The sequence below is a fragment of the Sphingobacterium sp. UDSM-2020 genome, assembly GCF_016132525.1.
Lineage (GTDB): Bacteria > Bacteroidota > Bacteroidia > Sphingobacteriales > Sphingobacteriaceae > Sphingobacterium > Sphingobacterium anhuiense.
On sequence record NZ_CP066166.1, the window covers coordinates 4,523,300 to 4,542,924 of the forward strand.

Annotated in this window: 24 protein-coding genes; 15 read left to right on the top strand and 9 right to left on the bottom strand. The window is 34.6% G+C overall.

Features of this window, described 5'->3' with window-relative positions; genetic code table 11:
- Positions 1 to 183: 183 nt before the first annotated feature.
- The 6 genes from JAZ75_RS19000 to JAZ75_RS19025 form a co-directional block, all read right to left on the bottom strand.
- Positions 184 to 1,791: a TlpA family protein disulfide reductase gene (locus tag JAZ75_RS19000; RefSeq protein WP_208697566.1), complete on the bottom strand. Its 1,608-nt coding sequence runs from the start codon at positions 1,789 to 1,791 to the stop codon at positions 184 to 186.
- A 371-nt stretch (positions 1,792 to 2,162) separates the two neighbouring features.
- Positions 2,163 to 2,672: a YfbM family protein gene (locus JAZ75_RS19005; RefSeq protein ID WP_208697568.1), complete on the bottom strand. Its 510-nt coding sequence runs from the start codon at positions 2,670 to 2,672 to the stop codon at positions 2,163 to 2,165.
- Positions 2,673 to 2,728: 56 nt separating this feature from the next.
- Complete coding sequence (locus JAZ75_RS19010; protein ID WP_208697570.1) at positions 2,729 to 3,307, bottom strand: hypothetical protein; 579 nt, start codon at positions 3,305 to 3,307, stop codon at positions 2,729 to 2,731.
- A 78-nt stretch (positions 3,308 to 3,385) separates the two neighbouring features.
- Positions 3,386 to 3,859, bottom strand: a complete 474-nt coding sequence (locus JAZ75_RS19015) for a DUF1572 domain-containing protein (protein WP_208697572.1) — start codon at positions 3,857 to 3,859, stop codon at positions 3,386 to 3,388.
- 200 nt (positions 3,860 to 4,059) lie between these two features.
- Entirely contained in the window at positions 4,060 to 4,575 is a 516-nt protein-coding gene (locus JAZ75_RS19020) for a hypothetical protein (protein ID WP_208697574.1), read from the bottom strand.
- A gap of 69 nt (positions 4,576 to 4,644) precedes the next feature.
- Positions 4,645 to 4,902, bottom strand: coding sequence for a hypothetical protein (locus tag JAZ75_RS19025; protein ID WP_208697576.1), 258 nt, complete (start codon positions 4,900 to 4,902; stop codon positions 4,645 to 4,647).
- Positions 4,903 to 5,218: 316 nt separating this feature from the next.
- Here JAZ75_RS19025 and JAZ75_RS19030 point away from each other — a divergent pair, with 316 nt between their 5' ends.
- The 7 genes from JAZ75_RS19030 to JAZ75_RS19060 all read left to right on the top strand — a co-directional run bounded on the left by JAZ75_RS19030 (position 5,219) and on the right by JAZ75_RS19060 (position 9,548).
- On the top strand, positions 5,219 to 5,452 hold the full coding sequence (locus tag JAZ75_RS19030; RefSeq protein WP_208697578.1) for a hypothetical protein: 234 nt from the start codon (positions 5,219 to 5,221) through the stop codon (positions 5,450 to 5,452).
- A 30-nt stretch (positions 5,453 to 5,482) separates the two neighbouring features.
- Entirely contained in the window at positions 5,483 to 5,722 is a 240-nt protein-coding gene (locus tag JAZ75_RS19035) for a hypothetical protein (protein ID WP_208697580.1), read from the top strand.
- A 383-nt stretch (positions 5,723 to 6,105) separates the two neighbouring features.
- Positions 6,106 to 6,594, top strand: a complete 489-nt coding sequence (locus JAZ75_RS19040) for a DUF6985 domain-containing protein (protein WP_208697582.1) — start codon at positions 6,106 to 6,108, stop codon at positions 6,592 to 6,594.
- 74 nt (positions 6,595 to 6,668) lie between these two features.
- Positions 6,669 to 7,496 (top strand): hypothetical protein, encoded by an 828-nt coding sequence (locus JAZ75_RS19045; RefSeq protein ID WP_208697584.1) that lies wholly within the window; start codon positions 6,669 to 6,671, stop codon positions 7,494 to 7,496.
- Between the two features lie 253 nt (positions 7,497 to 7,749).
- Positions 7,750 to 8,244: an RNA polymerase sigma factor gene (locus JAZ75_RS19050; RefSeq protein ID WP_183913450.1), complete on the top strand. Its 495-nt coding sequence runs from the start codon at positions 7,750 to 7,752 to the stop codon at positions 8,242 to 8,244.
- Positions 8,231 to 8,824, top strand: a complete 594-nt coding sequence (locus JAZ75_RS19055) for a hypothetical protein (RefSeq protein WP_132840119.1) — start codon at positions 8,231 to 8,233, stop codon at positions 8,822 to 8,824. Before JAZ75_RS19050 ends, JAZ75_RS19055 begins: the two co-directional genes overlap by 14 nt.
- A 145-nt stretch (positions 8,825 to 8,969) precedes the next feature.
- Positions 8,970 to 9,548 carry a Crp/Fnr family transcriptional regulator gene (locus JAZ75_RS19060; protein WP_208697586.1) on the top strand — a complete coding sequence of 193 codons (579 nt, stop codon included), beginning with the start codon at positions 8,970 to 8,972 and terminating at the stop codon, positions 9,546 to 9,548.
- A 321-nt stretch (positions 9,549 to 9,869) separates the two neighbouring features.
- Here JAZ75_RS19060 and JAZ75_RS19065 read toward each other — a convergent pair whose 3' ends face one another.
- Complete coding sequence (locus JAZ75_RS19065; RefSeq protein ID WP_208697588.1) at positions 9,870 to 10,328, bottom strand: DinB family protein; 459 nt, start codon at positions 10,326 to 10,328, stop codon at positions 9,870 to 9,872.
- Between the two features lie 340 nt (positions 10,329 to 10,668).
- Here JAZ75_RS19065 and JAZ75_RS19070 point away from each other — a divergent pair, with 340 nt between their 5' ends.
- From JAZ75_RS19070 to JAZ75_RS19105, 8 genes are all read left to right on the top strand, one after another.
- Positions 10,669 to 11,262, top strand: a complete 594-nt coding sequence (locus tag JAZ75_RS19070) for a Crp/Fnr family transcriptional regulator (protein WP_208697590.1) — start codon at positions 10,669 to 10,671, stop codon at positions 11,260 to 11,262.
- Positions 11,263 to 11,527: 265 nt separating this feature from the next.
- The gene (locus JAZ75_RS19075; protein ID WP_208697592.1) at positions 11,528 to 11,920 is read left to right on the top strand and encodes a hypothetical protein; all 393 of its coding nucleotides are present in this window, start codon (positions 11,528 to 11,530) and stop codon (positions 11,918 to 11,920) included.
- A gap of 70 nt (positions 11,921 to 11,990) precedes the next feature.
- Entirely contained in the window at positions 11,991 to 12,311 is a 321-nt protein-coding gene (locus tag JAZ75_RS19080) for a hypothetical protein (RefSeq protein ID WP_208697594.1), read from the top strand.
- Between the two features lie 45 nt (positions 12,312 to 12,356).
- On the top strand, positions 12,357 to 12,746 hold the full coding sequence (locus JAZ75_RS19085; protein ID WP_208697596.1) for a hypothetical protein: 390 nt from the start codon (positions 12,357 to 12,359) through the stop codon (positions 12,744 to 12,746).
- 363 nt (positions 12,747 to 13,109) lie between these two features.
- A complete protein-coding gene (locus tag JAZ75_RS26235) occupies positions 13,110 to 13,358 on the top strand; it encodes a CPCC family cysteine-rich protein (protein WP_208697597.1) in 249 nt (82 codons plus the stop codon).
- A gap of 318 nt (positions 13,359 to 13,676) precedes the next feature.
- A complete protein-coding gene (locus JAZ75_RS19095) occupies positions 13,677 to 14,627 on the top strand; it encodes a hypothetical protein (RefSeq protein ID WP_208697599.1) in 951 nt (316 codons plus the stop codon).
- Positions 14,628 to 15,395: 768 nt separating this feature from the next.
- Complete coding sequence (locus tag JAZ75_RS19100) at positions 15,396 to 15,785, top strand: nuclear transport factor 2 family protein (protein WP_208697602.1); 390 nt, start codon at positions 15,396 to 15,398, stop codon at positions 15,783 to 15,785.
- A gap of 207 nt (positions 15,786 to 15,992) precedes the next feature.
- Positions 15,993 to 16,976 carry an Rpn family recombination-promoting nuclease/putative transposase gene (locus tag JAZ75_RS19105; RefSeq protein WP_208697604.1) on the top strand — a complete coding sequence of 328 codons (984 nt, stop codon included), beginning with the start codon at positions 15,993 to 15,995 and terminating at the stop codon, positions 16,974 to 16,976.
- A 154-nt stretch (positions 16,977 to 17,130) separates the two neighbouring features.
- Here JAZ75_RS19105 and JAZ75_RS19110 read toward each other — a convergent pair whose 3' ends face one another.
- On the bottom strand, positions 17,131 to 18,288 hold the full coding sequence (locus JAZ75_RS19110; protein WP_208697605.1) for a zinc-dependent alcohol dehydrogenase: 1,158 nt from the start codon (positions 18,286 to 18,288) through the stop codon (positions 17,131 to 17,133).
- An 88-nt stretch (positions 18,289 to 18,376) separates the two neighbouring features.
- The gene (locus JAZ75_RS19115) at positions 18,377 to 19,384 is read right to left on the bottom strand and encodes an SDR family oxidoreductase (RefSeq protein ID WP_208697607.1); all 1,008 of its coding nucleotides are present in this window, start codon (positions 19,382 to 19,384) and stop codon (positions 18,377 to 18,379) included.
- Positions 19,385 to 19,625 lie beyond the last annotated feature (241 nt).

Consider the following 19,625-nt stretch of genomic DNA (forward strand, 5'->3'; position numbering starts at 1 on the left):
CTTTTTCAGACTATGCTATACATTCGATATGAACAAAATTTTTACATTGTATGTGTTCTTTTACCATGATTTGATTGCGTAAGATCTTAGAGTTGATCTGTGTTGATAAGAAAATTAACAATATTGCTATTATATGCCAAATTCATAAATTGGAAATATGTTTTTTAGAAATCGAAGTGTACATCAAATTCCCTCCATCAATTGATCACTAAAAAATTGTGGATAGTTTTTAGTGAGTTCAGATTTCCAATTATGCATTGGGAAATCATCATTTCTGACTCTACCATCCGGGTCCATCAAGACATACCTTGGGATCCCGTTAAATTTAAATAGTTCGCGCAATGCCATATACTCATCTGCAGATACTCTATATGATTCAGACATGTCATTTTCAAGAATATAATTCTTATAAAAATCTAGATCTGGTGTACCTACATTATCCGTTACAAAGACAAATACCAAATTCGGATTATCTTTGAGTTTTAACCGTTTTTCCTTCATTGATTCTATGCCTTGGCGACACGGTCCACACCATTGTGCCCAAAAGTCGACTACGACGACCTTACCACGATATTTATCTGTCATCTTGGTAAAGAGAGCACCAGCAGGAGTATTAGGTAATAAATAACCGTCTTTGGATATTTTTACACGCTCTGCCAATTTAAGTGCTTCATTTTTTAAATCTTTATTGGTTAATACTGTTAACAGATCATCTGTCAAATTTGTAATCTCTATGGTATCTGTGGCATTATCTAATTTAGGCTTCAAGGTACGCAATTTAGCAACTTCTGTAACGAAAGTATTGGCTATCGTCGGATTAAACTTTTTGTTTGCTGAATCCAGCACCAAGTATAGGTTCCCTTTAAACTGATGATTCAAGGCATTATAATATTCTTGTTTACGAAAAAGTGGTGAAAATTCGAAAAGATTGATAAAACTTGAAAATTCTTTTGGTACCAACAAAGCAAAATTGTCTAGGTCTAATCGAACAATAAAATCAAAATAATTGGTTGGAAGAGGTTCTTTAAGAAAGGAATTTTTAGGATCATCTCTAAAAAGACTTTTTTTGGACATTTGGAGATCCATTAATTGTGTCGCATAGTAAAGTGCAATATCTGTATGGATCAGATTTTTTAATTTGGGTGAAAAATCAGATTTCCTAAAACGTTCGTCTACTTCATGTTGTACCGAATCCCAGGCAGAAATAATTTGCATTTTAGTTTGTGAAATAGGTTGTTCTTTCAATATTTTTTCCAGATTTTTATAGAAGGCTCGAGGATTCTTTCCCCAATCAAAATCTTTTAATTGCTGGTTTTCGACAGCAAGAGGCCCCTCAAAACCTATTAATTCTAGGTTTTGATCTTGAGTAACTTTGAATCGTAAGGCTAACGTTTGCCCAGGTTCAATATAAAATGTAAACCTGTCATTTCTATATTTTATGTAGGAAATTTCAGGATTTGTCACATGGTAGCTCGCTTCAAAACGACCATCAGGAAAGATCCGAACGGTAGTTGGATAATCTTCCCAAGTCAGCTGATTGCTACTATATATTATGCCACTGGTAAATTCCAATTTAGGGTTATAACCTTCAATAAATCCAATTAATCTTACGGTATCAAATTGGAAGAAATTGTCCTTATAACTTACTTTGTTCGTTTTTACTTTAGCCTTTGCTAGTTCTTTTAATATCCAGCTATTCGAATTGAGTTCAGTTGATTGGTTTAGGGGCATCTGTGCGATAGCACAATTTAAAGAGAATAAAGAAAAAAAAAGGCACAATAAATATTTCATAATTTCAGGTTATCGGTGACAATAAAGTTAAATAATTTTAACGATAAAAAGAATGTAAAATTGATGTTATTATTTCTTTTTTCAATAAGTGAAATACAGTTAAATATGGTTATTTGCGGTCAGTACCGTCCAAAATAAAATTTGAGATAAATAGAGAAGATCACTTCTAAATTTTCAACATCATTCATATTCGCTTGTTGGAGCTTAATCATAATTATTAATTGGGACTAAGGGGAATTAGTACTTTTACTTCTTCCTATTTTTATCTTCTGCTGTTGTTTCTCGATTAAATTATTTCATCTGTTGTTTGAACCGACTATAAATAGAAATTTATAGTCAGTAGAATAATAGCGAATCGATTAAAGACTTTCTTATTGATCAGCGGTAAATAGCACATATCTGTTTTCCTTCGCCGCAAGTTCCCAGAATGCTATTGAATTGCTGAACCAATCCCAAGTGTATTGAAAGTCTTCCTCACTGATAAAATCGGCATAGTCTTCATCATCAGCCGAAATTTGTTCGTACCCTTTTTTCAGGACTTCTTTGGTGATATTTTTGACGGCTTTAGCTATTTCTTGCACTTCTTTCGGACACTTCAGGGTCATGATATAATCATTTCCATTATATAAGATTTCTCCGCCCAATATTACATGATTTAGAGGGAACTCACCATTATTAAAGCCGTATTTTCCGTCCGTTAAACTTCTATGTAGTCCATCCCATGATTTGTCCAGTTCTGCAATTCTATCTGGAAATTTTTCGAAGTAAATTTCTTCGATACCGTGTTGCAGATATTCGAGACGCTCCGAGTCAGCGTCATATGATTTCAATTTCTCTACTTCCTTTTCATCAAGCGAAAAGAGTACACCTAAACAACTCATGATTTTTATTTTATTTGAGCAATATTGATTGTATTGAATGAACGCTAAATTTCTTTTTACTGTTGACTCATCAGTTTTTTTGCGATGTCGATCACTTCTACTTTGAGTCGATCATAAGGCTGCACCCTATAAGCAATGCCACCAAATATAAATCCTTTTCCATTATTTGGAAAGTCAATAGTGCCTGACGAACTATCTATTTTAAGCTTTAAAAGTTCGTCTGCACGTTTTTCACTGATCTCTCCCCATACGCTACAGGGCAACTTTATGCTTTTTCCGTTACTAGGATTTACAATATTATACGATAGTGTGGTATTCGAACCCTCAATTTCTTGTATCAATATGATCATGTATAGCACATCTCCACCTTGATGAATGACGAATCCGTATGATGGAAGTTCTCTAGAGAATTTCAAATATTCAATTAACGTTGGTTTTTCGCTAACATAAACCGATGACTCTCTATTTGAAATATTATTGTCAATCAGGTAATAGGACGAAGTCAGCTCAAATTTGTCAAACTTTTCTTCACTAATAACCTCACTGTTGAATACGGGATTTCCTAGCCTGTCCTTCTGTCCAAATGCACTTTTCAGTGTGATAATAGTCAGTAGAAGCAGTATTATTTTTTTCATGTTTATCATCTCGTTTTACTTACAGATTTTACTCTGATTAAGAAGTGTAAGTATAAGCTTTAGTTAACTGATATATCGCTATTCAAAAGTAGAAATTATCTTTTTTAATAAAGAAACCTGACCTAAGTGATAATAGCTATGCTCAATAACACCTTCAATATTTCGTAAATAACTTCCATATTTTTCATCAACAAAAGTTTGGTCCAAAAGATTATCAGGTAATTGTTCCACCTGTTGCACAAACTTTTCAGAATTGGTTAAAAAATCATCTACTTGAATTTTCCAGTCCATTTCAGAGTGAATCTCTGGAAGGTCAAAACTATATTTATCACTAATATTAAGTTCTCCACCATTAAAAACATGCAACAGTCCCTTCAAATAATAATTGATATGAAAGGTTATGGCCGCGATAGTATTTAATTCTCCAACTTTTTGAGTTGCTTGCTTCCAATTTAGACTTAGGATCTGTTCTTTAAAATTTGTATTGGCAATCCATTGCCCATTAAATAGAACCTCACGAAGTCGGTTTGCAATAACAAAGTTTCTTTCCATTAGTATAATTTTATTCAATCAATTTTCCGTCTAAATATTGGGATGACATACTACCCAAATAAAAACATCTTAATTATTCATCTTATTTTTAATCAACCTAGCAACCTTTTTATTATCATATTTAACTGTTGTCTAACCTGATCATTAGAACATATTTACAGTGAAAAGATGGGTTTTATTTGATTGAGATTGTATTGCTTTTACTGGGATAAATAGAACTCATTAAAAGCAATACAATCGACACTTATCTCTTTTTGTTTTATGATAGCTCTTGAAGCAAAATATAATGATGGACTTATCAATTTAGATTCTTCTCCATACGATTTTATCTTTTCAATATTCCACATTTCTACCAGACCTACTGTCTTCTTATCAAAGAGAGAAGGACCATTAAAATTAAATTTATTATGAAAATACTGGTATGCGAGAGATTTATGCTTATTCCATATCATACCGTGCGTAATTCCTGTTTCATATTCAAAGGTCTCAAGAAAAAATACTGTATCCCTATATGATAGAAAATTTAAACTATCCATATCGATGAGTTGTTTCCTAATATTTTCATAAAAATCATTTCCCTTTTTTTTCACTTTATTCTTTAACTGACTTTTAGAAATTTCAGACGAAATATCTTGTATAAGTGTTGACTGTGCAGAGGAATACGCACTAAAGAATAATAATATCCAAAATACTAATAGAATCCTTTTACATTTCATTTTACCATTTCTTTAAACATCAATATAAGCTATCCCTTGTAAACATGTGATCATTACATTAGAATTCTATCACTCGTATATTTTAGCTCCTTTAAAAATATCGGGAAATGTTGACCAATCTGCTTGGTCAGCATTTTTATTTTGCTTCGTATTATCATAATATCCCTGTATGTCTTCTGCATACATACTTCGTGCTTCCAGTAAATCAGGTATTGATTTATTTTCCCAACTCTCGTCATTTTCCACAAAGTCCTTTTTTAATAAATCAAGGAATTCGACAAAACTTTTTCTATCCGTGACCTTAAAGCTGTTAATATCTTCTTTCATATAGGGGAGGGCAACTAAAATTTATCTAAATATAACAAATCATTGATATTCAAGGCGAACAAAATAAAACTCAATAAAGCTAAAATTTATAGCAAATAAAAGCTAATATATTTAGTTGTATTGTTTATCTTTGGATATTGAATAAGGATGGACGCGCTACAAGATAACCGGTTGCTCAACATTCTTGCGTGTTCATCCTGTTCAATAATTGGATTAAAGCAGGAGATAGTTTTGTAAGTTCACTTTATAGTAAAGGGAATAAAGATCTAAATGTAAACCTGTTTCAATGAGGTGAAAACGATAAATACTAATTGCGATGAATGTACCATTGACAACCGAGATTTTGAAGGACTTAAAGCATAAGGGATACAATATCCTGAAGTCTGAAAATAGTGTGGATGATGTTATTCAGCATTTTGTCCAGACAAAAGTAAACGACCTATGGGCGTTTATGGGTGAATTTAAGGAAGAGTCTGCGACAGTCGTGATCGAGCAGATCCTGGATGTGCCCGAAGAAGTGTTAGAAGGAAAATTCTTAAGGGTTTTCTGATTAATCTATTAATTTTTAAAAATCCAACAGATGAATTTAAAGCAAATACAGCAAGAATATATACTCAATCATCCTACAGCTGTAAGAACAGGTAAAAGTAGATCACAGCTAACTTTTAGACAGATTGCCGGTATCCGAGAGTCTGCCTTTAGTATCTCTCAGTTATTTACCATAGCAGATGGTGAAGATATTATTAGACAAGGTTTTGCTCGTTGGCCAGATGTAATAGCAGGAGAGCTGGAACTGCTCAAGAAGAGAGTGGTCGTTTAACATGTATAATTGGAGAGTTTTCGTCTTTAGCAGAAACTTTTCATTATGTAGGATAATGACATGTTCTTAAGAAAAAGACTAACAAAGCAGGGGAGGCTTATCTGACCTTTCTAATCTATATATATTGGTTAATTTTACTTTATTTTTTAAATCAGTGCGGAGAACTCGCTCATGTCAATGGAAGAGTTTTCCTTCGTGATTTCATAAATTATTAACTCAATAAGGACACATAAAAAGAAAAAAAGAATTATATTGTTTATCTGTATTCTCATGAATGCTGGCCAGTAAGAATAATTAATTTCGGCATGCCACCGACCGAAATGTAAATGTATTTTTATAGAACTGACGACAATGACAGGAAAAATGAATAAAGAATAAAAAATATGACACATAGATATTGGGGAAATGTTGAAGCAGATTGGGCTGGATTTTCGTCCGACATAACTTTCTCAAATCCTTTTTTTGACACCCAAAACGTTGAAGTTTTTTTGGGAGAAGAATATGATGAAGATGGAGAAGAAATTGATGAACTACCGAGCGAAAATCAGCTGAAAGAATTTGCAGAAACTTATCAAAATTTTATAGCGGATATTGAGAAGAATATCAAAAGTATTCAAGACAAAGCCTATGAAAGATATTTAAAATTATATGCACATTTCTATGAAAATTCTGAAAAATCAGGTGAACCAGCATTGAATATTGACAACGCCGATAAACATAATGACCATATTAAAGAGATTATATATTTGAGAGTTTTGGATGATAAGACAATTAAAGTATCTATTCGTTACAAATTGGATTCAGAACATGGACTTGAATTTAAGTTTGTAGGTGGACAAATAAAAGATGTTGGTGGAATTGCAGAAACATAACGATAAAAAATTCCACTAACACGGGTTTCGAGCCACTTTAAAAGAGAACACAAAAACAAAATTTAAAGAAATCTATGGATAAAAAAGCCAAAAACATATTGTTCAAAACGTATTGGAAAAATGGTTGGATTGATGCTAATGAAATACAAATAGATGCTGCTGACTTTGAGTATGCAAAATCAAAAGGTTTGATGTTTGAACCTTTGACCATTTCTCATGACCAATGTTTGGACAAGATTTTTGAGATACTTCCAACAATTTCAATCAACAAAGTTTCAACAGCATTTTTAAGTAGTCTTTCTAATAGGCGTTTATATTGGCGTTCCAGTTTGGCTTCCTATTTTATAGCGAAACAATTGGTTCCTCATCAATATACAAAAGCATTAAGTGGACAAAGTTTTGGAGAAAATGGAGAAGTAACACACGAGAGTTATACTTGTGGAATTTGCAGAGATTTAAAATATGGCATTATAGGAGACAAGGATTATATCAATGAGGACTTAAATGTATTGAATTTTGAACGAATAAAATGGGGCGGAATTAGACACGGAAACCTTATTTACACTTTGTTCGACCTTCAACAACTACAAATAGCAGAAATCCCGGAACCTTCTACTGAAGATGTTGAGATTTTTAAAAATATATTATCGATTATCAAAAATTCTCAACCGAACGATTATCCAAGTGCATTAGAAAAAAACTTATCTACTGTTTTGAAATCAACGAAAGATGAGCGAAAAATATTAATTGAAATTTTAGCTTGTATTAACATTCTTAAACCAACCTCCTACGACAGACCGAGTAGAGGCAAGCACGATTGGACTTTTGTTGAATACTGGCGTGGAGAAGACAAATATAATGAACAAGCTCTGAATACATATTTTGGAAAATATATGATGTAAAAAAGCGAACTGACAACGTTGAATTAAGAATTTCTACCTGAAATATTTCTCTGATATTTTTTGTAAACTTGAACTTTAGTGCTTCATAGCAAAGAAAACATCATGAAAACTCAGAACAACATGTGCGGTCAGCTGATCTGAAAAAATAAGATATACTTATAAGAAAATCAAAGCGTTATGAAATTTCAGACGCTTTTTTTATTTAAATGTGTAACATTTTCTTTTTCTTATGCTCTAAATCCTAAAAACAGCAATGCAGGTTTTAAATTTCGAAGAGATATACCACGAGTACTGGAAGAGAATATTTCGTCTTTGTATGGGTTATGTGAATGATCATGATGCGGCAAAAGATCTTTGTCAGGAAACATTTGTGGCTGTTTTTCAGCAATTGCCAAAATTCAGGCAGGAAGCATCAATTGGAACCTGGATTTATAGAATTGCTACCAATATCTGCTTAAGACAGATGAATATCGACAAGAGAATGCCAAAAAGCGAGCTCCCTGTTGAGATCAAAGATAATTCGGAAAAAGATAAGAAACTGGAACAAGATAAAATGACCGATTTTCTTTATCAATGCATCTCAGAATTACCTGAATTGGAAAGGATCATCATCTCTCTGGAACTGGAAGAAATGAAACAGGCTGAAATTGCTGAAGTCGTAGGGATTTCGCCTGCCAATGTCAGAGTCAAAATACACAGAATCAAAGAAAAATTAACCAAAAAATTTAAGAATTATGCAAACCGATAACATCAATTTCCGAGATATTTGGAACAATAAAAATGCAGATATTCCTAATATTCAGCAAATAAAAACTACTGCAGAAAAATACAGAAAAAAACAATTGAGCGGAACAGTTTTAATGATGCTTTGTTTTTTGGCAACAGCATTCGGAATGATTTTCATTTGGAATGTCATTAATTTCAAAATGTTTACAACCAGTTTAGGAATTATATTAATTCTTATTGCGCTGGCTCTTTTCATTTATTTATCTTATCAAAACGTCAACGTGATCAGGACAATAAATCCATCGATCAGCAATCAGGAATACCTTTCTTCTCTAAAAAAACTACAGCGTCAGCAGCTTTATATGCAGACGAAAGGGATTAGTATCTATTACATTTTGCTTTGTGCTGGCTTTGCCTTTTATTTTTATGAATTTGCTTTATTCATGTCAACAACGTTTGCGTTTTTAGCTTATGGATCAACTTTCTTATGGTTGGCAATCGTATGGTTTTTCCTGAGACCCAGACAGATCAGAAAGCAGAACCAAAAGATATCAAAGATTATCGATTCTCTGGAAACTATTGAAAAAGATTTAGGTGAATAACTGTATTCAATTAATACCTATCAATAGTAATTTCCGATCATGCAAGTAATGGAAAAATGTACAATCTGAGAAAGAAACGAACTCGTACTATACTATATGCATAGAAAATAAGCTTTACCTTTGGCACATTTAGATTATCAAATTTATGATTTTAGAAAAATTATTTAAGGAATTTGATGTTGATACGAGCTTAGTTACTTCAAAAGAAGCAGAATTATTTGATAATTCTTTTGAAAAAACACTTGTCAAACGTAACGGCTTCTTAATTCGGGAGGGGGAGTTAGAAAAGTACAGTTATTTTATTTTTGATGGAATTGCACGCTGCTGGACATTAAATGATAAAGGCGAAGAACAAACTTTTTGGTTTTGTAAAGAAGGAACATTTTCCATGTCGAATATATCCTTTACCTTAAAAAAGAAATCGGACTTCAACGTACAAACTCTTGTAGATAGTATAATTTATAGAATCGACAAAGATAGCGTAATCCAAATTTATGAAGTAATTCCCCACTTAAAAGCAATTTTTGATGATATGACGGCTATATTGTTAAGTAGAATCTTAAAAAGAAATATTGACTTGATTAAATATTCACCTGAGCAGTATTATTTACTGTTGATGGCTCAATATGGTAGTGTATTAAATTTTATACCACTAAAAGATATTGCATCTTATCTTGGAATAACTCCACAAGCCCTAAGCAGAATACGCAAGCGTGTATTTTAACTTGAGTTCAGTAGTCAGTGTGATAAAACTCTGTTGCTCAACATTCTTGCTTGTTCATCCTGTTCAATAAATGGATTAAAGCAGGAGAGGGTTCTGTAAATTCACTCAGCCCCGATTGACCGAATTTTTACCCTTGCTATTCAAAGGGAAGAATGAAACAGGGGGGATCAGGTATTTTTCGGTCAACTTCGATCTTTTCATCTGATTTCCTCCTATTTAGAATTAGTAATTCATCTCTGAATTCTATACTTTTAAAATGGCCAATTTTTTTGGAGGAGGTCAGAGGTCAATCTTTTTGAGGGTAAAACGATAGGGAATATGCTAATGTTGCTTTCGAACAAAGACAATATAATCTGTGCTAACCGGCTCAAGACCATTCTTTCTCATCTCTGTTGCTATTTGAGCTCTATGATAAGTTCCGTGATTAAAGGTATGTAATAATATCTCTTCAATGGAGTTTACAAATTTATCATTTTTAGTGTTTTTATATTGAATGCTATATTTGTCATAATCGTTGTGTTTTTTGATCTTTTCACCTAAGCCAGCTGAAGCCAAATTATGGTATTGTTCGCATTCCATAATACTATGTTCATCCCAAACGCCTAGGTATGGTTTTTCACCATTTAATCTACTTAACCAGATTATTTGTGCATTAACAATATGACTCATTAGTCGTAAACAGGAGGGAGGAATTATACTTCCTTGAGATTTTATTGTACTGATGACTGATTTATTGGCCCAGTCATTATATAACCATAAATGTTCAATCGGATTTGACATAGTAAATAAATTACTTTGATTTAAATATACGTAATAATTTCTCTAAGAATTCATTTTGTGAGTGGACTTCTTTTACAGTGGAAACCGCCATATTCGTAATGGTTTAGATCTGGCTTTTCCGTTCTTCTTCTAAGCTGTCTTTTAATTTTACTTTTTCTACTCATATGCCTTGTCGCCCAAAGGGAAGTGCAAAGCTTATTAGGGTCCAATTACTCCGCAAATTTAAAAAATCAGTTAAAAAATAGCTACGTCCCAATTTTTGTCATTCGTGATTTCTTCACTATATTTAAGTTATATACCGATAGCTGTTAGTTACGATTGATAAACCTTAATTTTTAATATGACAAAAATTGATCTTAACGAGGCACACGCACAAGTCATGCAGGTCTTTAATAGCATTTACCCGATGAGTGAAGCGCTTGAAAAAAGCATACGAGAACATAGCAAGATTACCAGGTTTAATAAAAAGGCTCATTTGCTTAAATTAAACGAAATCAATAGATCAATATATTTTATACTAGCGGGCTGTATAAGAACCTATTATTTGAATGAGGAAGGCGAGGAACATACTTCCTGGTTGCTGACCGAAGGAGAGCTGGCTATTTCAGTCTATAGCTTCTATAGCCAGAAAAAAAGCTTTGAGGCGATTGAAGCACTGGAAGACTGTGTAACACTAGAACTCTCTTACGAAACATTGACACATCTTTATAAAAGTCACTTGGAGTTTAATTATATAGGGAGATTTCTGACAGAGCAATATTATATCCAAAGCGAAAGTAAAGCTAACGCTCTCCGTATGCTCTCTGCGAAGGAACGATACCATGAATTAATACTTAAAAAACCACAAATTTTAAGACGTATTCCTTTGGGATACATTGCATCCTATCTAGGAATAACACAATCTACCCTAAGCAGGATTCGAGCAAAGATCTAAGCTTAAACTACTCTTCATTCAATATTTATATTTTTTGCCTTTTGTCAAAAGGATCTCGTTTTACGTCCCTTAAATTAGTGTCATTCATTCTAATGCAGATTTAAGGACATTCTGCATTAGAATAAACGATCGTTATTCTTGAATGAAAAATATGCAGGTATTTTCTTTTATAAATTATAACATATCAAATCGATTTAATGATAACTAAATAAGTCAAGGTTGTTTATTACTGCTCAACCTGCTACTAAAACAAACTCTAATTAATATGAAAACTAAAAAATACCTATTAAGATTTATCTATGTTTACCTGATCGCGGGCTTCATTAGTAATCTACCTTTTGTAAACGGTTACCTACTTCATCGGTTAGACGGGGATCTCTTTAAATATTCTAATGCAGATGCATCCTATACCAATCATGATACATTCAGTTTTAAATCTCCAACTATTAGTCAATGGGCAATTGATCGATACATAGAAGACACTCATCCAGAAAAAAAGAATCAGAAAATATATCGGCTCTACAGAATTAATCCATTTTGCTTTTGGCGATGGTCTCACTATCTCATAACAAGCAAAGATTTTGATTATAAATCATGGAAAGAGATTGAACCTAATAGAGTTCCTTACCATCCTGAAAATAGATATCAAGATTTTTAGGATCCACTGTAAATAGTAGGCTCTTTCAGAGAAGAGATCTAAAAGAGCATGTGAATGTTAATATATAACTATGAAAAAGAAAACAATCATTATAGTGCTTGTAAGCATTCTATTAATCCCTAATTTACCCTTCATCAATAAGTATATTGCTCATCGATTAGATGAGGGACATTTTAGGTATGCGAACTTAGATGGTTCATATGTCATAACACAGAATTTCTCTTTTAAAAGTCCTGGATTCTCGACTTTTGGTTTTAATGAATTTATTAAAAGAACAGAGCCTGCAAAGGAAAACCGGAAGTTATACCGTCTATATAAAATTAATCCATTGTGTTTTTGGCGCTGGAAGAATTATTTGGTGAATTCTATACATTTTAAATATAAGGATTGAAAAGTCATTGAGCGAGGTCATCACATTCTACTAATTGTAATTAAAATGAAAAAACGATATTATATTTTAATGTCATTAATCGTCATTATCTTTCTCAGTAATATTCCTCCATTAAGATATACATTTGATTGGCTTGTCGATGAAACACATTATAAATATGCTACTGCATCAGGGAATTTTTCTGTTATCGATAGATCCGGAAACAATATATCAGGAGTTAAAGGAGGATTTAAAGAATCTATAGATCCAGAGAAATTGATAGCAGATGATACTGTATTATGTCGATTATTTTGGAAAAATCCATTAGCTTTTTGGCGTTATCATAGTTATTTAGACAAAAATGATCCAAGATATAAAATTCCATATAAGAGTGAAGACGAGATAGAGAAACGGAAGAAAGAAATCGCTCATAGTCTTAAAAATCATGTAAATTAAATTCTTTCACTTACAAAGTTTAAGTTACAAAATCGATTCACAAGATCTATCCTATTTTTAATAGGGTGGCCCTTGTCGATTTAAATTTGATCTCAGCTATTTACCATAGCTGATGGGGAAGAGAATAATAGAAAAGGTTTTGCTCGTTGGGCGGATATGGCGGATACATTCCGTACCACGTAACGTGGACACACGAGCAACACGAATAAAATCTTAAAAACGATAATTTTTTAGAACTCAAAAGCATTGACAGCATATTAAATCATTTATAGAATTGGAAACGCTAACAGAGGTGAAACAATGAATTAGAAATACCAAAGAATGAGCTGGATATAGAATTACTTTAGAGTGATCTGGTACTGATTGTGGCAGAAATTTTATGAAATATCTTTCGGAAAAATTACAGTCCGAATTTCGAACTGGTTTTTCAATTATGCAATTCAACTTGATGACCCGAACTATGAAGGTGGTGCAAACCCAATTTCACTAATACAAGTACAAAGGAATTTTATTGAATTTGGTGCTTGTGAAAGAGAGATGATAAAAAATGTAAGCCAACTAGTAAAGGGCGAAGAACGAGACGATAATTGGAAACCATCAGATTCGGAATGAATCCGGAGCCAGCTTCGTAGCGTTTGCTTCGCAGATCCCTTCGTAATTCTTCGAAGGACGCTCCCGCAATTACGAAAACAAAGTACAGGAGCTAAATAAGAGCGTCGTGGTGTCTTTAAAGCAAAATGTCCGTTGATATAGAGCAGATGCCCTTATGGGCTTCAGCGTCAATATTGATGCTATCTCGGGAAAAGGAACGCCAATCGTTTAAGATCCCGTTATCGATACACCTGTACTTCTATGTTTAAGAAAATAAATGCTAATATATTTAGTTTTTATTTGTATCTTTATTACTGTTAACCAATTGATAAACAGTTTATGAGTGTAGATTCAAGACGTTTTAAGCCGCCTAAGAAAAATGATGAGCTTTTGAAAGCCATTTTTGAGGATAATTTTCCTGATTTTTTGCGGTTTATGTATCCAGATGCCGATGCTACCTTTGATCTCGGGCGTGGATTGACTTTTATGGATAAAGAATTGCTGGAGATCTTTCCCTATCGTGAGCGTAAGAAAGGGAAGCGGGTAGCAGATCTTCTAGTCAAGGTTTATTTAAAAGACGGAAGCGAGAAGTGGATCTTAGTGAATACAGAAATCGAAGGCGGACATGATTCCGATTTCTCACATCGTATCTTTCAATATTTTTACAGACTACTAGATCGTTACCGTGTTCCTGTGGAGACCATTGCCGTTTTTACTGGAGGACGTTCACAGCCATGTACTGATGAATATCATTTTGCTGTTTTTCGCACGTCGTTACGCTTTCAGTATTTGAGTTATCAAATTTTTGATCATGACGAATCAGAGCTACTCGATATGGACAATATATTTGCGTATATTGTTTTGGCATGCCAGAAAGCTTTAGATGAAGATAAGATTCCAGAGCAGGAGCTCGCCGAGCAGCGTAGTACAATCGCTCGAAGGCTTATCGAGACCAATAAATATAGTAAAGATCGTATAATGAGCTTTTTAGTTTTTTTAAAGAGTTTTCTTTTTATACGAGATAAAGAAATAAATAGTAACTTTGATCAATACATTTATCAAGTGACAGGAGGCACAATTCAAATGGGTGTAATAGAAACAATCAAACGACAAGAAAGAGAAAAAGGAATCCAAGCTGGAATCGAAAAAGGAATTCAGTCAGGAATTGAAAAAGGCAAGCGAGAAGAATCGATTGCCATTGCTTTAGAATTCAAGAAAATGGGCTTGCCTATTGCAGATATTGCAAAAGGTACAGGTCTTACCATTGAAGAGATCGAAAAACTGAAATAAAACTCAGATCATATAAAAAACGTATACAGCCATTCTGTTAAGAATGGCTGTATACGTTTAATACCATCCTTATGGCTTCCCGTATTTTTTAATCAAAGTGATTCTTTATTTTCGGACTTTTAAAACAGTATTCATCATACACCATGATCGTTACCAGTACAAATACCATCGAGGGGAGAGAAGTCCTGCGTTATTTTGATCCTATATCAGCAACAGTCGTTATAGGAGCAAATCGTTGATGTTAATAAACATCAAAAGGGCCTAATTCTCATTAGACCCTTTATCTTGGCGTTTAACTGCACAGTAATTTTTATGTTTCTTATCGTTTCCTCTATTTTGTTTCATCATCCAAATTGTTTTCAAGCAATTGGATTTATTTACTGTACTACGTCATTTATCGTTTTACACTTTCATGCTGAAAGTATGTTTGTTATCGTTTTGTATAATAAGAACACCTGTCGAATAGAATAGTTCAAAAAAGTTTAAAATAATTTCACCTATTCATTTCCTTCATTCACCGAGTTTTTAGTTGGTTTAGTCTAATTGCCATAGGGTAGGGACGATTTACACCCTACTTTTGAATCAACAAATAAGAACTAACAAACTATAAAATAAAGACATTATGAACCATCATGAGTACATTGGTAATTAGTTGCAGAATTTATACTCATGATAGCCTTATCACCTTTAAATAACAAGTTATCTAGATAAAAAACTTTAGCAAAAACATTCGCAGCAGCAGTCTTGATCGCAGTATCTACTTTCACTATGGCAGCAGGCAAACCAGAGGTATCAAACCCTAAAAAAGCGGTTGTCAATTTATCTACAGCAGATCTAGCCATTGATCATTACGTTGCGGTTATGACAGAAGGACAATCGGCAGGAATAGAGCAATTGTTTACAACAGACTTCAGCCAAAAAGTACAGGCATCAGAAGATAAAACCAATAGTCGTTCAGAAGTTATATCCTTTTTGATAAAGCAAAAAGGTGAGCAGTTGAATTGTAAAACCAGCACCTCTATCATACAGGAGTCAGCAGACTATATGATCGCCAAAGTAATGATGCAGTTTGAAGGTTTTACCAAAACCGATCTCGTGACTTTAGTCAATGACGGTGGTAACTGGAAAGTATCCCAATCGATCAATTCGTACAAGTAATATACTGTTTAATCATATGTTTAGTTAAGGCCATGTCGTAAGATGTGGTTTTTCTTTTTTCTGTTGTATTTCTAAAGACTGATTCAAGTTTCACTAGCCGACAACAAACGACTACTGTCGACAACAAACGTTTAATAACCGTCTAATAATTTTAGTTTTTCTGATGTTTGCTTAGCAACATTAATTATTTAAGCAGATCCTAAAATTATGAAAAATCACGTTCAACCCGTTTTTATTGATCCGACCACCGATGAGGGCTTCAAACGGTTATTCGGAGACAAGATCAACCTGATCAACTTTCTTAACATCATCTTTCGTGGTCGAAAGACCATCGTTGATCTGACGTATCGAGATACCGAGCGTATCGGTGCAACCGAGGAGATCGGTAAAGTTATCTTTGATCTAGTAGTTCAGATCAGTACAGGCGAAGAGATCATCATTGAGATGCAGACCAGCAGTCAGACTAATCTAAAGCAACGCATGCTTTATTATGCCAGCAAGGTTATTTCAGATACGGCTCCCAAAGGAAACCGTAAAGCCTGGGGCTATGCCATTCCCGAAGTTTATACCATTGTCCTGATGGATGGTTTTCATATGCCAGGAGGTGATCATAAAACCTATTTTCATGATACTTGCCTGTGTCATAGAGATTCAGGGCAAATTTTTTACGAGGGTTTGGGGTTTATCTATTTAGAAATTATTAACTTTGTTAAAAGCGAAGCTGAGGTTGAAGACGAACTGGATAAAGTATTCTTTATGCTCAAAAATATGTCTACGTTAAAGACCTTGCCACGGATCATGAAATCGGCGGTATTTCAACGATTCTTTCAATTGGCCAGCTACGCAAAATTGACAAAGGAGGAACGAACTATGTATGATATTAGTTTAAAACGAAAATGGGATGCCGAAGCAGTGCGGATGTATCAACAGGAACAAGTTGAAGGACTAGAAAAGCAATTGGGAGGACTAGAAAAACAATTGGGAGGACTAGAAAAACAATTGAAAGAGGCTGAGAAAGCTGCAATAGAGGCTAAACAAGTTGCAATTGAAGCTAAAGCTGAAGGCCAACACCAAAAAGCTATTGAAACAGCTTTGAATTTGAAAGAGATGGGGCTGTCTACTCATCAGATTGCTAAAGCTACAGGCCTTACCATCGACGAGATTGAAAAACTAAAATCGAAAAGATTATAAAAACAAAGCCATTCTGTCAAGAATGGCTTTGTTTATTTACTCATCAGGAAAGTTGTAATCATACCTACCAAAAACAAGAGTTATAAAATTAACGCTATTTTATAACCACAATAAAATACTTACGTTTTTTTATAAACAAGTTTAAGAGATGTAGCTAAGGTTTAAGAACAACCTTTACACAATCTTCTTCTTTTTTATCAAAAATTTTATAACCATGAGTTGCATCATCCAATGATAAGGTATGGGTAATAATATCATCAAGTACAACCTTGCCATCATTAACCAGGCCAATTAGTTTGTCAATATAATTCAGTACCGGAGCTTGACCCTGCTTGATGGTAATGCCTTTATCAAAAACCCGGTGGAGCGGGAAATTATCATAGGTCGAACCATACACGCCCATTATCGATACGGTTCCCATTCTTCTTACTGCCTCAAAACAGAGATCGAGCACTTTCATCGAACCCATTTCAAAATTGACTGTAGCTTTAACTTTATCCATAAAGGTACGTTCTGGTTCAAATCCTACGGCATCTACACATACATCTGCACCCCTCCCTTCAGTCATTGCCCGTATTGCTTCTACAACATCGACTTCATTAGGATTAAGTATTTCAACGTTATTAACAGCTTTGGCTTTTTGAAGCCTATAATTTAACGGATCGATAGCAATAACTCGTGCGGCACCGTTAAGCCAGGCTGCTTTTTGCGCCATTAGCCCAACAGGTCCAGATCCGAAAATGGCAACTGTTTCTCCACCTTTAAGCGCGGCCCAGTCAATTGATGACCAACCTGTAGGAAAAATATCCGTTAAGAAAAGAGCTTGCTCATCGCTGAGATGATCTGGAACTTTACGTGGACTAATATCAGCGTAAGGAACACGCACATATTCTGCCTGACCTCCGGAATAACCGCCATACAGATCGGTATAGCCAAACAGTGCCCCACCTTTCTGGTCCAGCATATCGCCATTGGGACCGTAATGTTTAAAATTTGAGTTTTCACATGCTGGAGAAGCCTCATGCTGACAAAAGAAACATTGTCCACATGAAATTGGAAAAGGTACAACAACACGGTCACCACGTTTAAGGTTTGTAATTGCAGATCCAACTTCCTCGACAATCCCCATGAATTCATGTCCCATTATGAGGGGCTCTTTTTGAGGCACCGCACCGCTCAGAATATGTAAATCTGAACCGCATATGGCTGTTGATGTGACCTTAAGAATAACATCTCTGGGATCAAGGATTTTTGGATCAGGGACATTGTCGACTCGAATATCACCTGGTTTATGGAATACTGCTGCTCTCATATATTAATTATTTAGAGGTTTATTAACCTAATTTTATTTTTTAATGTCGCTATCTTTTTCTACCCATATATACGAGCAGAATCCTGCATTATGGTTGACCTCCACCACCGGCAGATCCATAAATTTGCCCTGTGGCATAACTGGCGTCATTGGCTGCAAGCTGTACATATATGGAAGCCAATTCTGCAGGTTGACCAGGTCGTTCAAGTGGTGTGTCACCACCGAAATTGACAAGTTTTTCCATTGTTGCCCCGCCACTTACTTGTAAGGCAGTCCATATGGGGCCTGGAGCAACACCATTCACACGGATTCCTTTAGATCCAAGCTGTTTTGCTAATGAGCGTACAAAACTTGTATTTGCAGCTTTTGTTTGTGCGTAATCGAATAAATCTGGAGAAGGGTCTGTAGCTTGAACTGAAGTGGTAGCAATAATAGAAGATCCTGCCTTCAAATGTGGTAGAGCCGCTTTAGTAAGCCAGAAAGGAGCATAAACATTAGTTTTCATTGTAGCATCAAAATCATCCGAGCTGATATCAAGAATGGATGGTCTAGTTTGTTGTCTACCTGCATTGTTTACAAGAATATCGAGCCCTCCGAGTCCAGCTACGGCCTCGTTGATCAATTTTTTACAAAAATTTTCATCCCGGAGATCACCTGGTATTGCCAATGCTTTACGGCCTTCTTTTTTGATCAGCGCAATCACTTCCTTGGCGTCAGCTTCTTCAGCAGGCAAATAATTAATAGCTACATCTGCACCTTCCCGAGCATAAGCAATTGCAGCAGCTCTTCCCATTCCTGAATCGCCACCTGTGATTAGTGCTTTACGTCCTTTTAGTCTGCCTGAGCCGCGATAGGAAGTTTCGCCATGGTCTGGTCTTGGATTCATTTGACTGGCAAGTCCTGGCCATGGCTGAGATTGTTCTTTAAAGGGAGGTTTGGGAAACTTTACTCTTGGATCTTCCATATCGTATCCAAATTTTTGATTTGCGGGCGCACCCGCATTTCCCATTAAGGGTGTAACTGCTAATGTGGCAATTCCAGCTCCGATACCTCCGATTACTTTACGTCTACTGATTTTGTTCTCTTCGTTCTTCATAGCATTAGATTTTATTTGAAAATTGGACGTTTCAAACCTTCCATACAATCATGAGGATCATTGTATAAAAGCGCTTTAAGTTGCGGTTTTGCTATCCAATTAAATTCTTTTTATTCTATTAATAAACATGCGGAAATGCTTGAAAGTTGTCAGGTTAAATACTGGTTTTCGCGATTTATATACCCCTATTGGTGGAATCAGGAATTCGCAAAACTGTTACAGTAAAAATGATAAAACTAAT